The organism is Bacteroidia bacterium, assembly GCA_027493955.1.
Lineage (GTDB): Bacteria > Bacteroidota > Ignavibacteria > SZUA-365 > SZUA-365 > JAOSJT01.
This window is the reverse complement of sequence record JAOSJT010000001.1, coordinates 2,097,059-2,112,449: the sequence shown is the minus strand read 5'-3', so window position 1 is coordinate 2,112,449 and position 15,391 is coordinate 2,097,059. Positions and strand designations below refer to the sequence as shown.

Below are 15,391 nucleotides of genomic sequence, written 5' to 3'. Positions count from 1 at the left end.
GCCAACAGCTCCCGCCCGTGACCTGTTTCCGGCCTCGTCCGGATACGGGATCGGGAGAGGAGACGTTCGCATACGGAGCGCAGTGCTCCGATAGCTGATCCATCATTCATTCATTTGCATACAGGTAACGCACATGCAACACATCACTGTCGTCGGCGCCGGGACCATGGGGAACGGCATTGCGCACGTGTTCGCACAGAGCGGTTTCAACGTAACCCTCGTCGACATCAAGCAGGACTATCTGGACAAAGCACTTTCCACCATCGCGAAAAATCTTGATCGCCAGGTGAAAAAGGAAGCCATCACCGAAGAGGACAAGCAGGCCACGCTTGCGCGCATTGCCACCGCGACCGAACTTCAACCGGCCCTCGCTGCTGCCGACCTCGTCGTCGAAGCCGCCTCCGAGAATGCGGACATCAAAAAGCAGCTTTTCCGTACCTTCGACGAGAGTACGAAACCCGAATGCATACTCGCCTCCAACACGTCCTCCATTTCCATCACTCTCATCGCTGCGGTAACCAAACGCGCGGACAAGGTGATAGGCATGCACTTCTTCAATCCCGTGCCCGTGATGAAGCTCGTCGAGATCATCCGCGGCCACGAGACCTCCGACGAGGTGTACAAGACGATTCACGAGCTGTCCGTGGCCCTCGGCAAGACTCCGGTGGAAGTGCAGGACTATCCCGGTTTCGTCTCCAATCGCGTGCTCATGCCCATGATCAACGAGGCGGTGTATGCGCTTATGGAAGGCGTCGCGACGGTGGAATCGATTGACACAGTGATGAAGCTAGGCATGGCGCATCCCATGGGACCGCTCACCCTCGCCGATTTCATCGGACTCGACGTGTGCCTCGATATCATGAACGTGCTTCATGACGGACTTGGCGATCCGAAATACCGCCCCTGCCCGCTGCTGAAGAAAATGGTCGCCGCCGGTCACCTCGGCCGCAAAAGCGGAAAGGGCTTTTACGATTACTCCGCATCCTGATTTCATTCACCAGAGAGAGGCCGGATATCATGAACTTCGAACTTACCGAAGACCAAAAAATGATTCAGCAGACCGCGCGCGAATTCGCGCAGGAGGAAATTGCTCCTTCCGCGGTCGAGCGCGATAAAAACGCAGAATTCCCCTACGACATCGTCAAGAAACTGGGCGAACTCGGATTTCTCGGCATGATGGTGCATCCCGAATACGGCGGTGCGGGCATGGACACGCTGAGCTATGTGCTGGCGATGGAGGAAATCTCCAAAGTGGACGCATCCGTGGGCGTGATCATGTCGGTGAACAATTCCCTCGTCACCTACGGTCTGCAGAAATACGGCAGTGACCATATCAAGCAGAAATATCTCATCCCCCTCGCCCAGGGCGAAAAGCTCGGCGCCTTCGCGCTCAGCGAACCCGAAGCCGGCAGCGACGCCACCTCGCAGAAAACCGAGGGACACCTCGTCAACGGCGCCTGGGAGATCACAGGCATCAAGAACTGGATCACCAACGGTACGACAGCGGATCACTTTATCGTGATGGCGCAGACCGACCGGGAAAAAGGATACCGCGGCATTACCGCGTTTCTTGTGGAGAAAGGTCTGCCCGGTTTCGACCATGGGGTGAAGGAAGACAAGCTCGGCATCCGCAGCTCCGACACCTGTTCGCTGCTGTTCAACAAGACGCCCGTCCCGGAAGAGAACGTGATCTGGGAAGTGGGCAAGGGCTTCAACTTCGCCATGGATACGCTCAACGGCGGCCGCATCGGCATCGCCGCGCAGGCCTTGGGTATTGCCGCCGCGAGTTTCGAAGCGGCGCTCAAGTACAGCAAGGAGCGCAAGGCGTTCGGTACGGTGATTTCCGAATTCCAGATGATTCAGAGCAAACTGACCAAAATGGCCACGGATCTCGAAGCCGCCCGGCTGCTGGTGTACCGCGCAGCCGCGCTGAAGGACGCAGGACAGAAGTTTGTGAAAGAGTCTGCAATGGCTAAATTGTACGCGTCACGTGTTGCTGTCGAGAACGCGCTCGAAGCCATTCAGATTCATGGCGGCTACGGTTACGTTCGGGAATACCTTGTGGAACGCTTCCTCCGCGACGCCAAGATCACGGAGATATACGAAGGAACATCCGAAGTACAGAACATCGTGATCGCGCGGGAACTCCTCCGCGCCTGAAGCAGCACGCAGCAAGCCGCTGGTGAAAGGATTGATGACGGACAGGCACACGCAGCGAGCGGATGAACAGGAACGGAACGGCCATACTGCGGCATCGAAACAGAAACATCATTCTCTCTTTCCGTTACTTCATTTTGGAGGTCTCATGAAAGTACTTCTTCACACTGCGCTTCTCGCCGCCGTCGTCCTTCTGCTCGGGACGTCCACAAGCACCGCACAGTTCCGTCACGGCGGCAACTGGCTCGGGCCGGCTCTGACGCTCGCAACGGATCCCATCGGTTTCGGCGTCAATTTCGAACATGGCGTGAGCAAGAACATTGGCATTGGCGGGCTCATCCGTTACTGGGGCAAGTCCTATACAACCGTCGGCAACGACATCAGCTGGTCGGTGATCATGCCGCAGTTCCAGGGTGCGTATCACTTCATGCCGGGTGATCAGCTCGATCCCTTCGCCGGCGGACGTCTCGGCTGGGCGATTTACAGCTACAGTAGCGATTTCGGCAGCGCGTCCGACAGCGGCGGTCTGTTCCTCACGGCCTACGGTGGCCTTCGCTATTTCTTCTCGCCGGCTATTTCCGGAAACGGGACGCTGGAGTTCCGCGTTGCGGGTGACGATTACTTCAACAGCGCGATTCAGTTGTCCATCGGCGTGGACTTCACGCTGTAAGACAGACGGACTTTTTCTTGAAAAGCGCCCTCGCGGGCGCTTTTCTCTTTTGAAGGAATTCCGTACATTCCATTTATTCGAGAGAAGCGGAACCTATTCCGTGAATCGAATGCGTGCCTTCATGCACGGGTATTGAGCAACACCCGGATTCCTGGGCCAAATCACGAGCATCATTCACTTTTTCAAGGATGGTGGGATGAAACACTGGTTTACCATCTCAACGCTGACTCTGCTTGTCTGTCTGTTCACGGTTCCGACGCTTCACGCCCAATACGTGGCAGGGGCGCATTATGTCGGCGCAAGCGCGACTGTCGTGACCGAGCCCGTGGGCTGGGGCCTTCAGTACGAATACGGGTATGACGAAAATATCGGCCTCGGACTGATCATTCGCTACTGGGGTCAGGAGCCTAACAAGGCATTTCTCCAGACCGGTACCGCGACGCTGGATCGCGAGACATTCGCACCCATGTTTCAGGCCCGCTATCATTTCCTTCCGAAAGAAGAAATGGATCCTTTTGCCGGATTACGCCTCGGCTACTCCGTGTACACTGAAACCTGGACCACCGAGGGCATCGTGACCTTGCCGAAACCCGCCGACCGTGCAGCCAGCGGCATTTCCATGTCCATCATCGGCGGCATGCGCTACTTCGCTTCAGAAAAAATAAGTATCGAGGGCATCCTCGAATACTTCCTCTACAACGACGAGTTCTACTTCTCCGAGGAAACCTCCACCGCTGTCACCTTCGGGGTGAATTTCACGCTGAACTGAAAAAGTGCTCCATAAAGTTTTTTCGCAGACCGCCCCAGATGGGGCGGTTGGCGTTTTAGAGGTGAAGAGTGAAGGGGGCGTGAAAAGGTGAAAAGGTGAAAGGGTGAAAAGGTGAAAAGGTGAAAGGGTGAAAAGGTGAAAAGGTGAAAGGGTGAAAAGGTGAAAAGGTGAAAAGGTGAAAGGGTGAAAGGGTGAAAAGGTGAAAGGGTGAAAGGGTGAAAAGGTGAAAAGGTGAAAGGGTGAAAAGGTGAAAAGGTGAAAAGGTAAAAAGGAGAGAGAGTGAACCCAACTTTTTGACCTTTTTTCCTTTTCACCGATTTACGGGCAAATCGTCAATCGTCCCGCCTGCGCTCTCATGCGCCGACGGTTGTGCCAAGGTCCTATGATGCTTCGGCGGGCAGGCAGTCGTCAATCGCATGTTGTTACGCACCTTACTGCAACGGGCACTTGTTCGTAGCGATGATCATCGCCAAATTCTCCCAAGCTGCGATGACGCGGGCAGCTATAATTCATCGCGGGCGCGCATAGAGCCGTCAAACACTCGGATACACTCGGAACTGGACACAGCATTTGCAAAGAGAATTCAACGTCGTCATTGAGAAGGACGTAGACGGTTATTTCATTGCATCCGTCCCGGCATTGCGGGGTTGCCATACACAGGCAAAATCCCTCGATGTGTTGATGAAGCGAACGAGAGAGGCAATTTTGTTGTGCCTTGAGGTGGAGAAACCGACAGTAAATGAGTTTATCGGCGTGCAGAGGATTGCCGTTACACAATGAGCGATTTCCCGACACTGACTTGCAAGAGGCTCATAAAAGTGCTTGGGGCTTTCGATTCCCAGGTTGTCCGGATCAAGGGGAGTCACCACTTCCTCCGGCATCGCGACGGTCGCTGTACAGTGATCCCTGTCCATCACGGAGAAGCAATCGGTAGCGGGCTTTTCGGTCGCATCCTCCGTGACTGCGAGCTTTCTCGAGAGGAACTTCGGGCAGCATTGTGATTTTTCGGCATTGTCGCGGGGACCTGAGGCGATCCGCGAGCAGATCGGCCGGCATATGAGTGAGCAAGTTTCTAAAGGGTGAGCCGACTGTATCAACCTATCCTGCGTCTGGTATAGGTGGTTGTCAAGGTCGGTACTCGAGAGTTACCTCACGTCTCTATCTTTCACCACTCAATCTTCAATCCCGCAGGGATCCAACATTACAACCCGGGATAGAGCAGACGGGAAACCGATCATTCGATATCTATCCATCTCAATCCCGGCTGCGCCATCCCGGGGTCCCCGAAGCCGAACCCAGACGGTACCCGCAGTTCCGGCGCCACCCGCAGTTCCCGCGCCACCCGCAGTTCCCGCGCCACCCGCAGTTCCCGCGCCACCCGCAGTTCCCGCGCCACCCGCAGTTCCCGCGCCACCCGCGGTTCGCAAGCACGCACGCTGCAAGGCAACCCCGACCAGGCATGCTGCTCCTGCTTTTGACCAAACGGAAGGACGTATTTTCATCGTGCGTTACGGAACCAACCACACCGCCCCGGCGAGACTTCGACCTTCGAGACCCCGCCAATAAAACGCCGTGCGATGACGAACGATCAGAGTGTGGCGGCATTTCTTATGACATGTCGGACGACGGTACTTGTGAGGTCTGTAGAAAGCGAGACGTAGGCCCTTCGACTCCACGACCGTGAAAGCCTGCGCCTCAAACTCACGCCGTGCTCCGGTCGTTGCGCTCAGGGTGACGATGTTTGATAGCCCCGCCAAGAGCACATGTCATGCATGAAAGGGACCGATGTCAGACCGAAGCTGACTGGTGAAATGACTGCTCATCCATCAGCTCCCCGAATCGTCATTCGTAAATCGTCATTCGTAAATCGTACCTCCACTTGTGGGTTTCATTTTCATGGCCGTTTTCGTAATATTCCTACTTATAGCGAAACGAAACTGGAAATCGGAATTACACTTTTGGAGCTTACATGAAAAAAATTCATGCCCCTGATCATCGGCGGAGGTGTTCTCCTCGTCCTGCTGATGTGGTACATCGGCGCGCAGAACAGTCTGGTGTCCGCCGAGGAAAACGTGACGGCGAAATGGAGCCAGGTCGAGAACGTGTATCAGCGTCGCCTGGACCTCATTCCCAATCTCGTGGAAACCGTAAAGGGCTACGCTTCGCAGGAAAAAGAACTGTTGACGGAAGTGACGGAACTGCGTTCGCAGGTGGGACAAATGAAGGTCTCCAGCGACATCGTGAACGATCCCGAAGCGCTGCAGCGCTTCCAGAACGCGCAGTCGCAGCTTGGCGGAGCGCTCTCGCGTCTGCTTGTCGTGTCGGAAAATTATCCCGACCTCAAGTCGAATCAGAACTTCCTCGCTCTGCAATCACAACTCGAAGGCACCGAAAACCGTATCGCCGTGGAGCGCAAGCGTTTCATCGAAGCGGTGCAGGAATACAACACTTCCATTCGCCGTTTCCCGACCTCGCTCGTCGCTTCCATCGGCGGCTTCGAGAAGAAGGCCACCTTCAGCGCGGATGAGGGAGCGGACAAAGCACCCAAGGTACAGTTCTGATGCGCGTATCCCGGAGTCTGGCTGTCTGGCTGCTGCTGACACTGCTGTTGCCTTCATCGGCATGGGCGGAGGTGCCAGTGCTCCGGAGCTATGTGACGGATCTCGCCGGCGTGCTCTCGTCGCAGGATCGCGACCGCCTGGAGGCCTTTCTCCAGGATTATGAAGCGAAAAGCGGCAATCAGTTCGTCGTTCTCATCGTCACGTCGCTCGAAGGCGGGAGCATCGAAGAGTATGCGCTGTCCGTCGCCGAGACGAACAAGATCGGTCGCAAAGGCGAGGACAACGGACTGCTGTTTCTGGTGGCCGTCAATGACAGGAAAATGCGTTTCGAGGTGGGCTATGGTCTCGAAGGCGTGCTGACCGATGCATTCACCTCCATCATCATCAGTGATGTGGTCGCGCCGGAATTCCGCCGCGGCGATTACAGCAGCGGCATTCTTGCCGGGATGAACGCTGCGGTGAAAGCCGCGAGCGGCGAACTGACGCTGGCACAGTCCCCACGCCGCGAACGCGAGAAAAAGGAAGGCGGCAATCTCTTCGGCCTCATCATCTTCCTCATCATCCTCTTCTTTGTGCTGAAGGGTAACCGGAGACGCGGCGGAGGCGGAATCTGGTTCATCGGTCCTTTCGGCGGCGGTGGCGGCTTCGGGGCGGCGGCTTTGGCGGGGGAGGCGGCTTCAGCGGCTTTTCCGGCGGCGGCGGCAGCTTCGGCGGCGGCGGATCGAGCGGCAGCTGGTGATGCGTGCGGAGATTCCGCGATACCTCATATTCGAAACAGCATGACGACAATCAAGACGATTTGTGTAAGGGCCTTCTCGGGCAGGACGGCTTCCGTTTTGCCCGTGCTCGCTCTTGTGCTTATCGCCATGATGCTCGCATCCTGCGGTGGAGGAGAACGGCAGGAGGCGGAAACGGCCACGAAGACGGATTCCGTTTCTTCCATGTCGTCGTGGATATCGGCTGACCGCGTGCTCGTGGACAGCATGCGTGTGGATTTTTTTGGTGATAGCCAGGCACTCATGGTCGTCGCGTCGCGATTGCTCGAGGATTCCGTCATGCGCGCGGGATATTTTGACAGAATAGAAGTTTTTCCCGACGTATCCGGCAGCAGGCCCCTGTTTACGGATGTGCTGGAATACGGCGCACGTTGGTCTGTTCGCGACATCACCGGCGACAGCCTTCCGGAATGTATCGTCGAGGTGGATGCCGGCGGCAACGCACCGCTTACATCCAGCGGCCTGCACGTGTACGGAAAATCGACGAAAGGAAAAATCACGCTCATCTTTTTCTCTCCCGGCGGAGCGCCGGTGCTGAACGATCTCGACGACGATGGCAGCCAGGAAATTCTCGTTTCCGATCAATATTGGGGCATGATGCCGCATTCGGAGGCCGTGGGCTTCACCAAAGATATTTACACCTTCGACGGCGCACGCTATGTGCGGGCCAACGAACGCTTCGCGACCTGGTTCGACAGGCAAATCGAATCCGCCCGTAAGGCGTCCGCCGTGTTGCGCGTCCGCAGCAACCGGGGTGAGGATGTGCGGGACGCGCTGTACACATCCACCGTGGAGTTGCTCCTCTGGACCTGGGCGAGGGGTGGATCGCCGGCGGTGCAGAAGTTCTGGAAAAAGGAAAGCCGTGAATTACAGACGCTTCTGCCCGAAGATTATATGGACGATTTGCAGGCCTTCGTAGAGGATGTGGAAGTCATGCGGCGTCAGCAGAAGGAGCAGCGCCGATGAACACGACCGTCGCCGTTGCGCAGATCGCGCCCGCGCTCGGAAATCTGGATGCCAACATCGCGAAGCACGTGTCGCTTATCGAACGCGCGCGCGAGCAGGGAGCCGGTCTCATCGTGTTTCCGGAGCTGAGTCTGACGGGCTACACCGTGCGCGACATGAATTTCGAGTTGTGCCTGCGCACGGACGACCCGCGCCTGCATGTATTCCGTGATCTGAGCGAGGAGATTACGATCATTCTCGGCGGCATCGAGGAAAGCGATGCGTTCGGCGTGTATAACAGCGCCTTCGTGTTCGATCAGGGGAAGTGCAGCACGTATCGGAAGATCTATCCGCCGGATTACGGCATTTTTGAAGAGGGCCGCTACTTTCTGCGCGGTGAGACTACCACCCTGATCAACACGCGTCACGGCCGCATCGGAGTACTGATCTGCGAAGATCTCTGGCATCTGTCACTTCCGCTGCTGCAGGCCCTGGACGGCGCCGAGTTGCTTTGCGTCATATCCGCCAGTCCCACGCGTTTGCCCGCCGCCGGCATGCCCACGTTGCCGGAAATCAACAGCGAACAGCATCGCAGTCTGTGCAGATTGCTGAGCGTGAACATGGTGTTCGTCAACCGCGTGGGCTTCGAGGATGGTGTGAATTTCTGGGGTGCCTCCGAGGTGGTGGATGCTTCGGGGCGCGTGCTGTACGCCGCCGGTAGCGATGAGGAAGAACTCGGCTTCGCTGAGGTGCGGAGTGATGCGCTGAGAGCCGCGCGCAGGGAATCCAGACATTTTCTCGATGAAGATCCCTTCCTTTTACGACGCGAACTTGAGCGTATCCTTCGTGCGCGGGGGAGTGTGTCATGATCCCACGGCGGCTCGTGCTTGTCACGATGGTCGTTCTCGTATCCCTTCGCGCCGCCGCACAGGATGTCCCGGCGGATGTTTCTTTGGCCGACATGGTACGGAGCAGCGCGATCGAAAGCGCCGCACAGGTGACATCGCCGTCTGTGACCTTGCTCGTCGCACCCGAGCAGGCACCGGTCCTGGTAACGCAAGTGTTCGCAGAGGAGTTACGGAATCGCGGGCTGACCGTGCTGACCGCACCCGCCGCGGGAGCCGACCTCCTTCAAGTGGATGTACGGGAGATGCGTTTCTCCACTGCGTCGGGACCGAATTCTTCCTATCTTCGTAATCTGAGCACTGTTCTTGCTGTCCTGATCAGCAGCACGAACGAGCAAACGCATCGCTGGTCGAAAGAATACACACTGACGCGTCAGGACACGCTGACGCGGCATCCGTCCGATACAGAACGCGACCTGTTGCAAAGCGGGTCTGGATTCTGGTCGTCCGTGCTCGAGCCGACGATGGTCATCGTTGCCGGAGTTGTCATTTTGGTTCTGCTTTTCACTGTCCGAGGATCTTCCTGATGTCGCGTACCTTCCGCACTTTCCTGTTCCTCCTCTCCGTCGTGTTTATTGCGTGCAGCGGCAGCGAGGTTGTCGAGACTCCCACCGCCGAGCAGCGTTTCCGCCTCGGCATGGATGAATTTCTGGACGAGAACTATCTGGAAGCGCTCAACCACTTCGAGGTGATTCGTCTGCAGTTTCCCGGCAGTGCTGTGGCGGACAGTGCACGCCTGTACACAGGCATCGCGCGGTTCCGGCGCGAGGAGTTCCTGATGGCTTCGTATGAATTCAATCAGCTGATCCAAAGCGGCACGACGCGCGACATCCTGCCGGAAGCGTATTTCATGTTTGCACAGTGCTATTATGAAATGTCACCGAATGTCAAATTAGACCAGACAAACTCCATGCGCGCGATAGACGCGCTGCAGAATTTTGTCGAGGCCTTCCCGACGCATCCGAAAGCGCAGACGGCCGAAAAGCAGGTCATCGAACTCGTGAATAAGCTCGCCGAAAAGGAATACAACACCGCCGTGCTCTACGAGAAACTGGAGAACCGCGAGTCCGCACTCGTGTATTACAACACGGTGGTGGATCGGTATTACAGTACGCAGTTCGCCGAGCCCGCCGCCGCCGCGAAGGTGCGCATTCTTGTGCGGCTGAGGCGCTATGCGCAGGCGGAAAGCGCCGCGAAGGATTTCCTGGAGCGCTACCCCGACAGTCCGTTGCGCTCCGAGGTGATGGATCAGCAAAGCAGCATCGAAGCACTGCGCGCCTCGTCGGCGACAGGGAAGTAGAGGCGCGGGGAGAGAACATGAGCGACCTGGAACATTTGCCTCCGCGTCACTCCGTACGCGCCTCGCAGGTGGAGATGACGGAACTGGTCCTGCCCAACGACACAAACCAACTAGGCAATCTTTTGGGTGGACGTTTAATGCATCTGATGGACATTTGCATGGCGATAGCCGCGGCCCGGCACTCCGGCCTTGTGTGCGTCACCGCGTCCGTGGATGAGATCAATTTCCTGAATCCGATACGGCTCGGGCAGGTGGTGATCCTGCGCGCGTCGGTGAACCGTGTGTTCCGCACGTCCATGGAAGTCGGGGTCAAGGTGTACTGTGAGGATGTGAAAAGCGGACGCCGGGTGCATTCGAACTCCGCGTACATGACCTTTGTCGGCCTCAACGCCGAAGGAAAACCCACTCCGTCTCCTCAGGTGATTCCGGAGACGGAAGATGAGCACCGTCGTTTTGCCGAAGCGCTTCAAAGGCGCGAGCACCGTCTGGCGGGCAAACGCCGGAAATGACAGGAAGCCGACACGATTAAAAGCATCACTGAGGATAGACGTATGAAAATCACAGGAATTCTGATCATATTTTGCACCGTACTGTCGCTGGTCGCACAGGCCCAGGAGCAAGGACTGCGCGACATGTCGGACGGCGAATTCCTGCAACTCTTCACGGCGCGCAATGAGCAGCCGGTGCATACCGCTTTCACAGGCGGTGAGCAACCCGTGCAGGGACGAAAGTGTTCGTTCGATCTCATGGCCGAAGCTGCCCGCCGCCTCCCGCTCATGCAACCGGACGATGCGCAGCTCATGCGGCGCCTCCTCGCACCGCCGGTGACGCAAACCAGCGTGTTGAGCCCCAACGGACGCTTCCGTGTGCATTTTGATACGACAGGACGGCACGCACCGGCCATGATTGACGAAGCGGGAAACCGCATTCCCGGGTCATATTTCGCGTATGCCGACAGCGTCGGTACGGCGTTCGAGCATGTCTATGAAGTGGAAATAGCCCGACTCGGGTATGAAGTCCCGCCAATGCAGCAGGGCTTCAACGAGTATCAGATCTACATTCAGGAATACTTCGGGAATTATTACGGCGAAACCGCCTGGACCGGTATCGTCGTCAATCCCGGCACAATAAAGCAGACCTACGCCACCTATATTCAGATTGACAACGACTATCGCGAGTATTATTCGAAAGGGCTCAACGGTCTGCGCGTCACCGCCGCCCATGAGTATCACCATGCGATACAGCTCGGCCGTTACGGACTCTGGTCGGAGGATCAGTGGATGCATGAAATGACATCCACCTATTACGAAGAATACGTGTATCCGGAGATCAATGATTATCTCATCTATGTCCGCACATTCATGAAGTATCCCGATCGCGCTCTGTATTCCTGGGGCAATCAGGGCTACGAGCTCGTCCTCTGGCCCATCATGCTCGAGCGGCGCTACGGACCCGGACTGATGCGCGAATTCTGGAACGGCCTGAAACAGAAGGAGTCTATTACCGCCATGCGGGACGGTCTTGCCTCCGCGGGCGGGGATTTTGCCTCGGATTTCTGCACCTGGGCGAAGGTCAACTATTTTACCGGCTGGCGCTGGAATCGTCTCGATCCGGTGGAGTACTCTGATGGGGAGATGTTTCCCTCGGTGGTGTTCACCGCCACGCAGCCGCTCAATGCTGGCAGTGCGTTATTCAACGGCACAGTGTTACCCTTGTCCTCGCAGTACTTCCGCGTGGCACGCGGACTGGACACGGTGGCCTTTGTGGTGAGTAATGTAGACATGTCGGCGGCGCTCGCGCGCAGCGGCAGCGGTGTCGGCTTCACTTTGGAGGTTCGCGAAACGGCACCGGATGCCTCCTGGCAGAGTCTGACAAACGGCTGGGCGTACAAGTTTACCGCCGCCACCGGCAATGCGCTCTGCATGCATGTGCTCGACGCCGGCGCCACGCAAGACGACCGGTTGCGCGAACCCTGGCCCAATCCTCTGCTGCTGGCGGAATCCTCGCGCATGCATTTTCCGTTACCGCGCAACCTCGCGGTCAATCGCGTCGAGCTTGTGGTGTACACCGTCGGCATGGTGGAATTGTATCGCAAAGACAATTTGCCCGTACAGCTCGATGATCTTATCGGAGCGTATGTCGCCTGGGATATACAGGCCGGCGAGGGGACCGATCTGGCGAGCGGGGTGTATTTCTACGTGCTGAGTTACGGAAGCGAACGTCGCAGCGGCAAATTTGCCGTCATTGGGCGGTAGAAATGCCCGGGTGGTGATATGCGCATCGTCGTAGACAACGTCTCGAAAAAATTCAACCGCAAGCCCGTCTTCAGCAACATCGGCTTCACAGTCGAGCCCGGTCAGGTGTTCGGCATCATCGGACGCAACGGTTCGGGAAAATCTACTCTGCTGAAAATACTCGGAGGATTGCTCACGCCCTCCGCGGGCACTGTGAGACACGACTTGCACGGGGCGCCGGTGGACAGCGAAAAACTCTATGCGGAAATCGGCTACGCCGCGCCGTATCTCGTGCTGTACGAGGAATTCAACGCGACGGAGAATCTGCAATTGTACGCCCGCATCCGCAATCTGCGCATGAATAATCATGAGGCGGCGGAACTTCTGCAGTCGGTGGGGCTTCCCGCAGACAGAAAGGACCCTGTGCGCTCCTATTCCTCGGGAATGAAGCAGCGCATGAAACTGCTTTTCGCCACTATGCATCGTCCGCCCCTGCTGCTGCTCGACGAGCCCATCTCCAATCTCGACGCAGACGGGCGCGAGGTGGTGCGGCGCATCGTCGCCGACGCCCGCGGCTCGCGCACCGTCATCATCGCCACGAACGACGACGAGGACATCGCGCTCTGCGATGCGACGGTGAGCGTGGAGGCGGCATGCTGAAACAGGCGTGGGAAATTTTCCGCAAGGATTTGGCAAGCGAATTGCGCACACGCTATGCGCTCAATGCGTTGCTCATGTTCGTGGTGGTGACACTGGCCGTCATCATGTTCTCGCTCGTCGGAGAGACCCTTCCGGCGGGTGCGCAGACGGGCATGCTTTGGGTGGTGATGTTTTTTGCCGCCATGTCGGGGCTTTCGCGAAGCTTCGTGGCGGAGGAGGAACGCGGCACGACCATGACGCTGCAATTGCTCGCATCGCCCATGGCGGTGTATCTCGGCAAGCTGCTGTTCAATCTCCTCCTGGTGCTGGTGCTCAATGCCTTCATCGTCGCGATGTACCTGCTGACCATGGAGCAGTTTTTCGTGCGGCAACCCGGCCTGTTCTGGCTCGTGATGCTTCTCGGTGGTATCGGCATGGCCTCGGCCACGACCATAATTGCCGCGATCATCGCCAAAGCCAACACCAAGGGCACGCTGTTTCCCGTGCTGGCCTTTCCCATACTCCTGCCGCTGCTCATGGCAGGCATTTCGGCGACCAAGCTGGCGGTGGAGGACAGCTCGTGGAGTGCCGTTTGGCCGGATCTGCAGCTCCTCGGTTCCTACATCGTCGTGGTGACCACCGTCTCGTTTCTGCTCTTCGATTTTGTCTGGAAAGACTGAGTACACCCACATTTCGACGGGATTTTCCGTCCATCGGGATGGATTAATTCGGACAATTCAGGGAAATCGAGTTGCATTGAAAATTGATCGGCGTGTCCGTACATTACAATGATTGATTGCTACAGGAAACTATTGCCATGTGGTGGAAAATTCTTCTCTTCTTGTGGATCGCGGTCATGACCGCCATCGGCATCATCACGCCCATCGCGGGCGGGCTCGGCGAGCTCGGTATGATGGCGCAGGCCGATCCGGAGAAAATTTTGCAGGTGAAATTGCATCTGGGCGACGACGGCCGCGCCGACGAAGAGGGCGGCTGGCTCGTGACGGTGAAAGATGCGTCAGGACGCAGCGCCACGGCACAATTCCCATCGCGCGATATTCTTCCCGCGGGAGAGGACGGCGTGCTTGCGACGGCGCGTTATAATCACGAGGCCCACCGCATTGACGTACTGAACGTCCTCGGCGGGTATCCGGGATTTTCCTTCCCCTTCATTCCCGGTCTCGAAGAGCGTGCGAAAATCATTTTCTTCCACGTTCCTATGTCCTGGATGACGGTGGTCGCTTTTCTCGTGTCCATGTGGTACGGAATTCGGTACTTGCGGCGCAAGGACATGGAGGACGATTTCCGCTCCGCGCTTTCCGCCGGACTCGGCTTATTGTTCTGCATTCTGGCCACCACGACCGGGTCGCTCTGGGCGAAATTCAACTGGGGCTCATTCTGGAACTGGGATCCGCGGCAAACATCCATTTTCGTGCTGCTGCTGGTGTACGGTGCCTATTTCGCCCTGCGCTCGGCCATCGAGGTGGAAGAAAAGCGCGCATCCCTGTCTGCGGTGTACGCAATCATAGCTGCCGCGACCGTGCCCTTTTTCATCTTTATCATGCCGCGCATCATGCCCGGTTTGCATCCGGGTTCCGCTGGTGACGTCAACGCCGGACCGGTCGTCAGCACAGGCGGTATGGACACCTCCATGCGTATCATTCTGTACTCCCTGCTGGGAGGATTTCTGGCATTGTATGTATGGCTGATGCGCATCCGCATACGGCTTCATCGCATCATACTGAAACGTGCCGCCCCGGCGGCCTGACACCAAAGATCGGAGCACGATATCCATGTACGAATTTCTCGAACAGAATGCGCTCTACGTCGTGATGCTCATCGTCCTGATGGTTTGGACGGGGCTTTTTGCCTATCTGCTCAGAATTGACAAGAAAATCAAAGAATTGGAATAGAAAGGACACAGCGTTATGAAAAAGCGATATCTTGCCGGTGGCGCCATCGTCTTCGTCTTCCTCATCATCGGAGGACTGTCATTCCTGAATTCTTCGGTCGAGTATGCCAACCTGAGCAAGGCCGAGCAGAGCGGGAAAAGAGTACAGGTTACGGGCACGTGGGTTAAGGAAATGGAAACCCGTTTCGACACGGAGAAAAACACCTTCACCTTTTACATGCGCGACGAAGACGACAAAGTGGCGAGAGTCGTGCTCGCGGGCGCCAAGCCCAACAACTTCGACATCGCGACCAGTGTGGTAGCAAAGGGCCGCTACGAAAACGGCGTGTTCAACGCGTCGGAAGTGCTCACCAAATGTCCCTCCAAATATGAAGGCAATCCCGACGGTGAACATCCGGAAGGCATCAAGACTTCATCGATGTAGTTGCATACACCGGCGGCGTGCCGCCGGTGCGCTCCGAACGATTCTACAGACATTTCATCATACCTTTGAGCCGGCTGCAGCCCGGTTTGCCGGGTTAGC

The 15,391-nt window shown here is 57.1% G+C and carries 18 protein-coding genes; all 18 read left to right on the top strand.

The genetic code is table 11. The features are described from left to right. Positions 1–133 precede the first annotated feature (133 nt). The 18 genes from M5R41_08140 (at position 134) to M5R41_08055 (ending at position 15,292) form a co-directional block, all read left to right on the top strand. Positions 134–988 carry a 3-hydroxybutyryl-CoA dehydrogenase gene (locus M5R41_08140; GenBank protein ID MCZ7556355.1) on the top strand — a complete coding sequence of 285 codons (855 nt, stop codon included), beginning with the start codon at positions 134–136 and terminating at the stop codon, positions 986–988. Positions 989–1,017: 29 nt separating this feature from the next. Beyond that, positions 1,018–2,160: an acyl-CoA dehydrogenase family protein gene (locus M5R41_08135; GenBank protein ID MCZ7556354.1), complete on the top strand. Its 1,143-nt coding sequence runs from the start codon at positions 1,018–1,020 to the stop codon at positions 2,158–2,160. A gap of 145 nt (positions 2,161–2,305) precedes the next feature. Beyond that, on the top strand, positions 2,306–2,827 hold the full coding sequence (locus M5R41_08130; protein MCZ7556353.1) for a porin family protein: 522 nt from the start codon (positions 2,306–2,308) through the stop codon (positions 2,825–2,827). A gap of 196 nt (positions 2,828–3,023) precedes the next feature. Then, complete coding sequence (locus tag M5R41_08125; GenBank protein MCZ7556352.1) at positions 3,024–3,596, top strand: porin family protein; 573 nt, start codon at positions 3,024–3,026, stop codon at positions 3,594–3,596. 570 nt (positions 3,597–4,166) lie between these two features. Next, positions 4,167–4,376, top strand: coding sequence for a type II toxin-antitoxin system HicB family antitoxin (locus tag M5R41_08120; protein MCZ7556351.1), 210 nt, complete (start codon positions 4,167–4,169; stop codon positions 4,374–4,376). Next, positions 4,373–4,597, top strand: coding sequence for a type II toxin-antitoxin system HicA family toxin (locus tag M5R41_08115; GenBank protein MCZ7556350.1), 225 nt, complete (start codon positions 4,373–4,375; stop codon positions 4,595–4,597). The genes M5R41_08120 and M5R41_08115 overlap by 4 nt, the downstream gene beginning before the upstream one ends. Before the next feature lie 981 nt (positions 4,598–5,578). Then, positions 5,579–6,157 carry a LemA family protein gene (locus M5R41_08110; protein MCZ7556349.1) on the top strand — a complete coding sequence of 193 codons (579 nt, stop codon included), beginning with the start codon at positions 5,579–5,581 and terminating at the stop codon, positions 6,155–6,157. Continuing rightward, on the top strand, positions 6,157–7,899 hold the full coding sequence (locus M5R41_08105; protein ID MCZ7556348.1) for a TPM domain-containing protein: 1,743 nt from the start codon (positions 6,157–6,159) through the stop codon (positions 7,897–7,899). The genes M5R41_08110 and M5R41_08105 overlap by 1 nt, the downstream gene beginning before the upstream one ends. Continuing rightward, positions 7,896–8,747: a hypothetical protein gene (locus M5R41_08100; protein MCZ7556347.1), complete on the top strand. Its 852-nt coding sequence runs from the start codon at positions 7,896–7,898 to the stop codon at positions 8,745–8,747. The genes M5R41_08105 and M5R41_08100 overlap by 4 nt, the downstream gene beginning before the upstream one ends. After that, the gene (locus M5R41_08095; protein MCZ7556346.1) at positions 8,744–9,310 is read left to right on the top strand and encodes a hypothetical protein; all 567 of its coding nucleotides are present in this window, start codon (positions 8,744–8,746) and stop codon (positions 9,308–9,310) included. Before M5R41_08100 ends, M5R41_08095 begins: the two co-directional genes overlap by 4 nt. Further along, positions 9,310–10,083, top strand: coding sequence for an outer membrane protein assembly factor BamD (gene bamD / locus M5R41_08090; protein ID MCZ7556345.1), 774 nt, complete (start codon positions 9,310–9,312; stop codon positions 10,081–10,083). Before M5R41_08095 ends, bamD begins: the two co-directional genes overlap by 1 nt. Positions 10,084–10,100: 17 nt before the next feature. Next, entirely contained in the window at positions 10,101–10,592 is a 492-nt protein-coding gene (locus M5R41_08085; protein ID MCZ7556344.1) for an acyl-CoA thioesterase, read from the top strand. A 42-nt stretch (positions 10,593–10,634) separates the two neighbouring features. Next, on the top strand, positions 10,635–12,338 hold the full coding sequence (locus M5R41_08080) for a hypothetical protein (protein ID MCZ7556343.1): 1,704 nt from the start codon (positions 10,635–10,637) through the stop codon (positions 12,336–12,338). 18 nt (positions 12,339–12,356) lie between these two features. Continuing rightward, on the top strand, positions 12,357–12,977 hold the full coding sequence (locus M5R41_08075; protein ID MCZ7556342.1) for an ABC transporter ATP-binding protein: 621 nt from the start codon (positions 12,357–12,359) through the stop codon (positions 12,975–12,977). Continuing rightward, positions 12,971–13,636, top strand: a complete 666-nt coding sequence (locus M5R41_08070; GenBank protein ID MCZ7556341.1) for a heme exporter protein CcmB — start codon at positions 12,971–12,973, stop codon at positions 13,634–13,636. The genes M5R41_08075 and M5R41_08070 overlap by 7 nt, the downstream gene beginning before the upstream one ends. 137 nt (positions 13,637–13,773) lie before the next feature. Beyond that, positions 13,774–14,724, top strand: coding sequence for a cytochrome c biogenesis protein (locus M5R41_08065; GenBank protein ID MCZ7556340.1), 951 nt, complete (start codon positions 13,774–13,776; stop codon positions 14,722–14,724). Then, entirely contained in the window at positions 14,705–14,869 is a 165-nt protein-coding gene (locus M5R41_08060) for a CcmD family protein (GenBank protein MCZ7556339.1), read from the top strand. The genes M5R41_08065 and M5R41_08060 overlap by 20 nt, the downstream gene beginning before the upstream one ends. A 15-nt stretch (positions 14,870–14,884) precedes the next feature. Next, positions 14,885–15,292: a cytochrome c maturation protein CcmE gene (locus tag M5R41_08055; protein ID MCZ7556338.1), complete on the top strand. Its 408-nt coding sequence runs from the start codon at positions 14,885–14,887 to the stop codon at positions 15,290–15,292. The last annotated feature ends 99 nt before the right edge of the window (positions 15,293–15,391 follow it).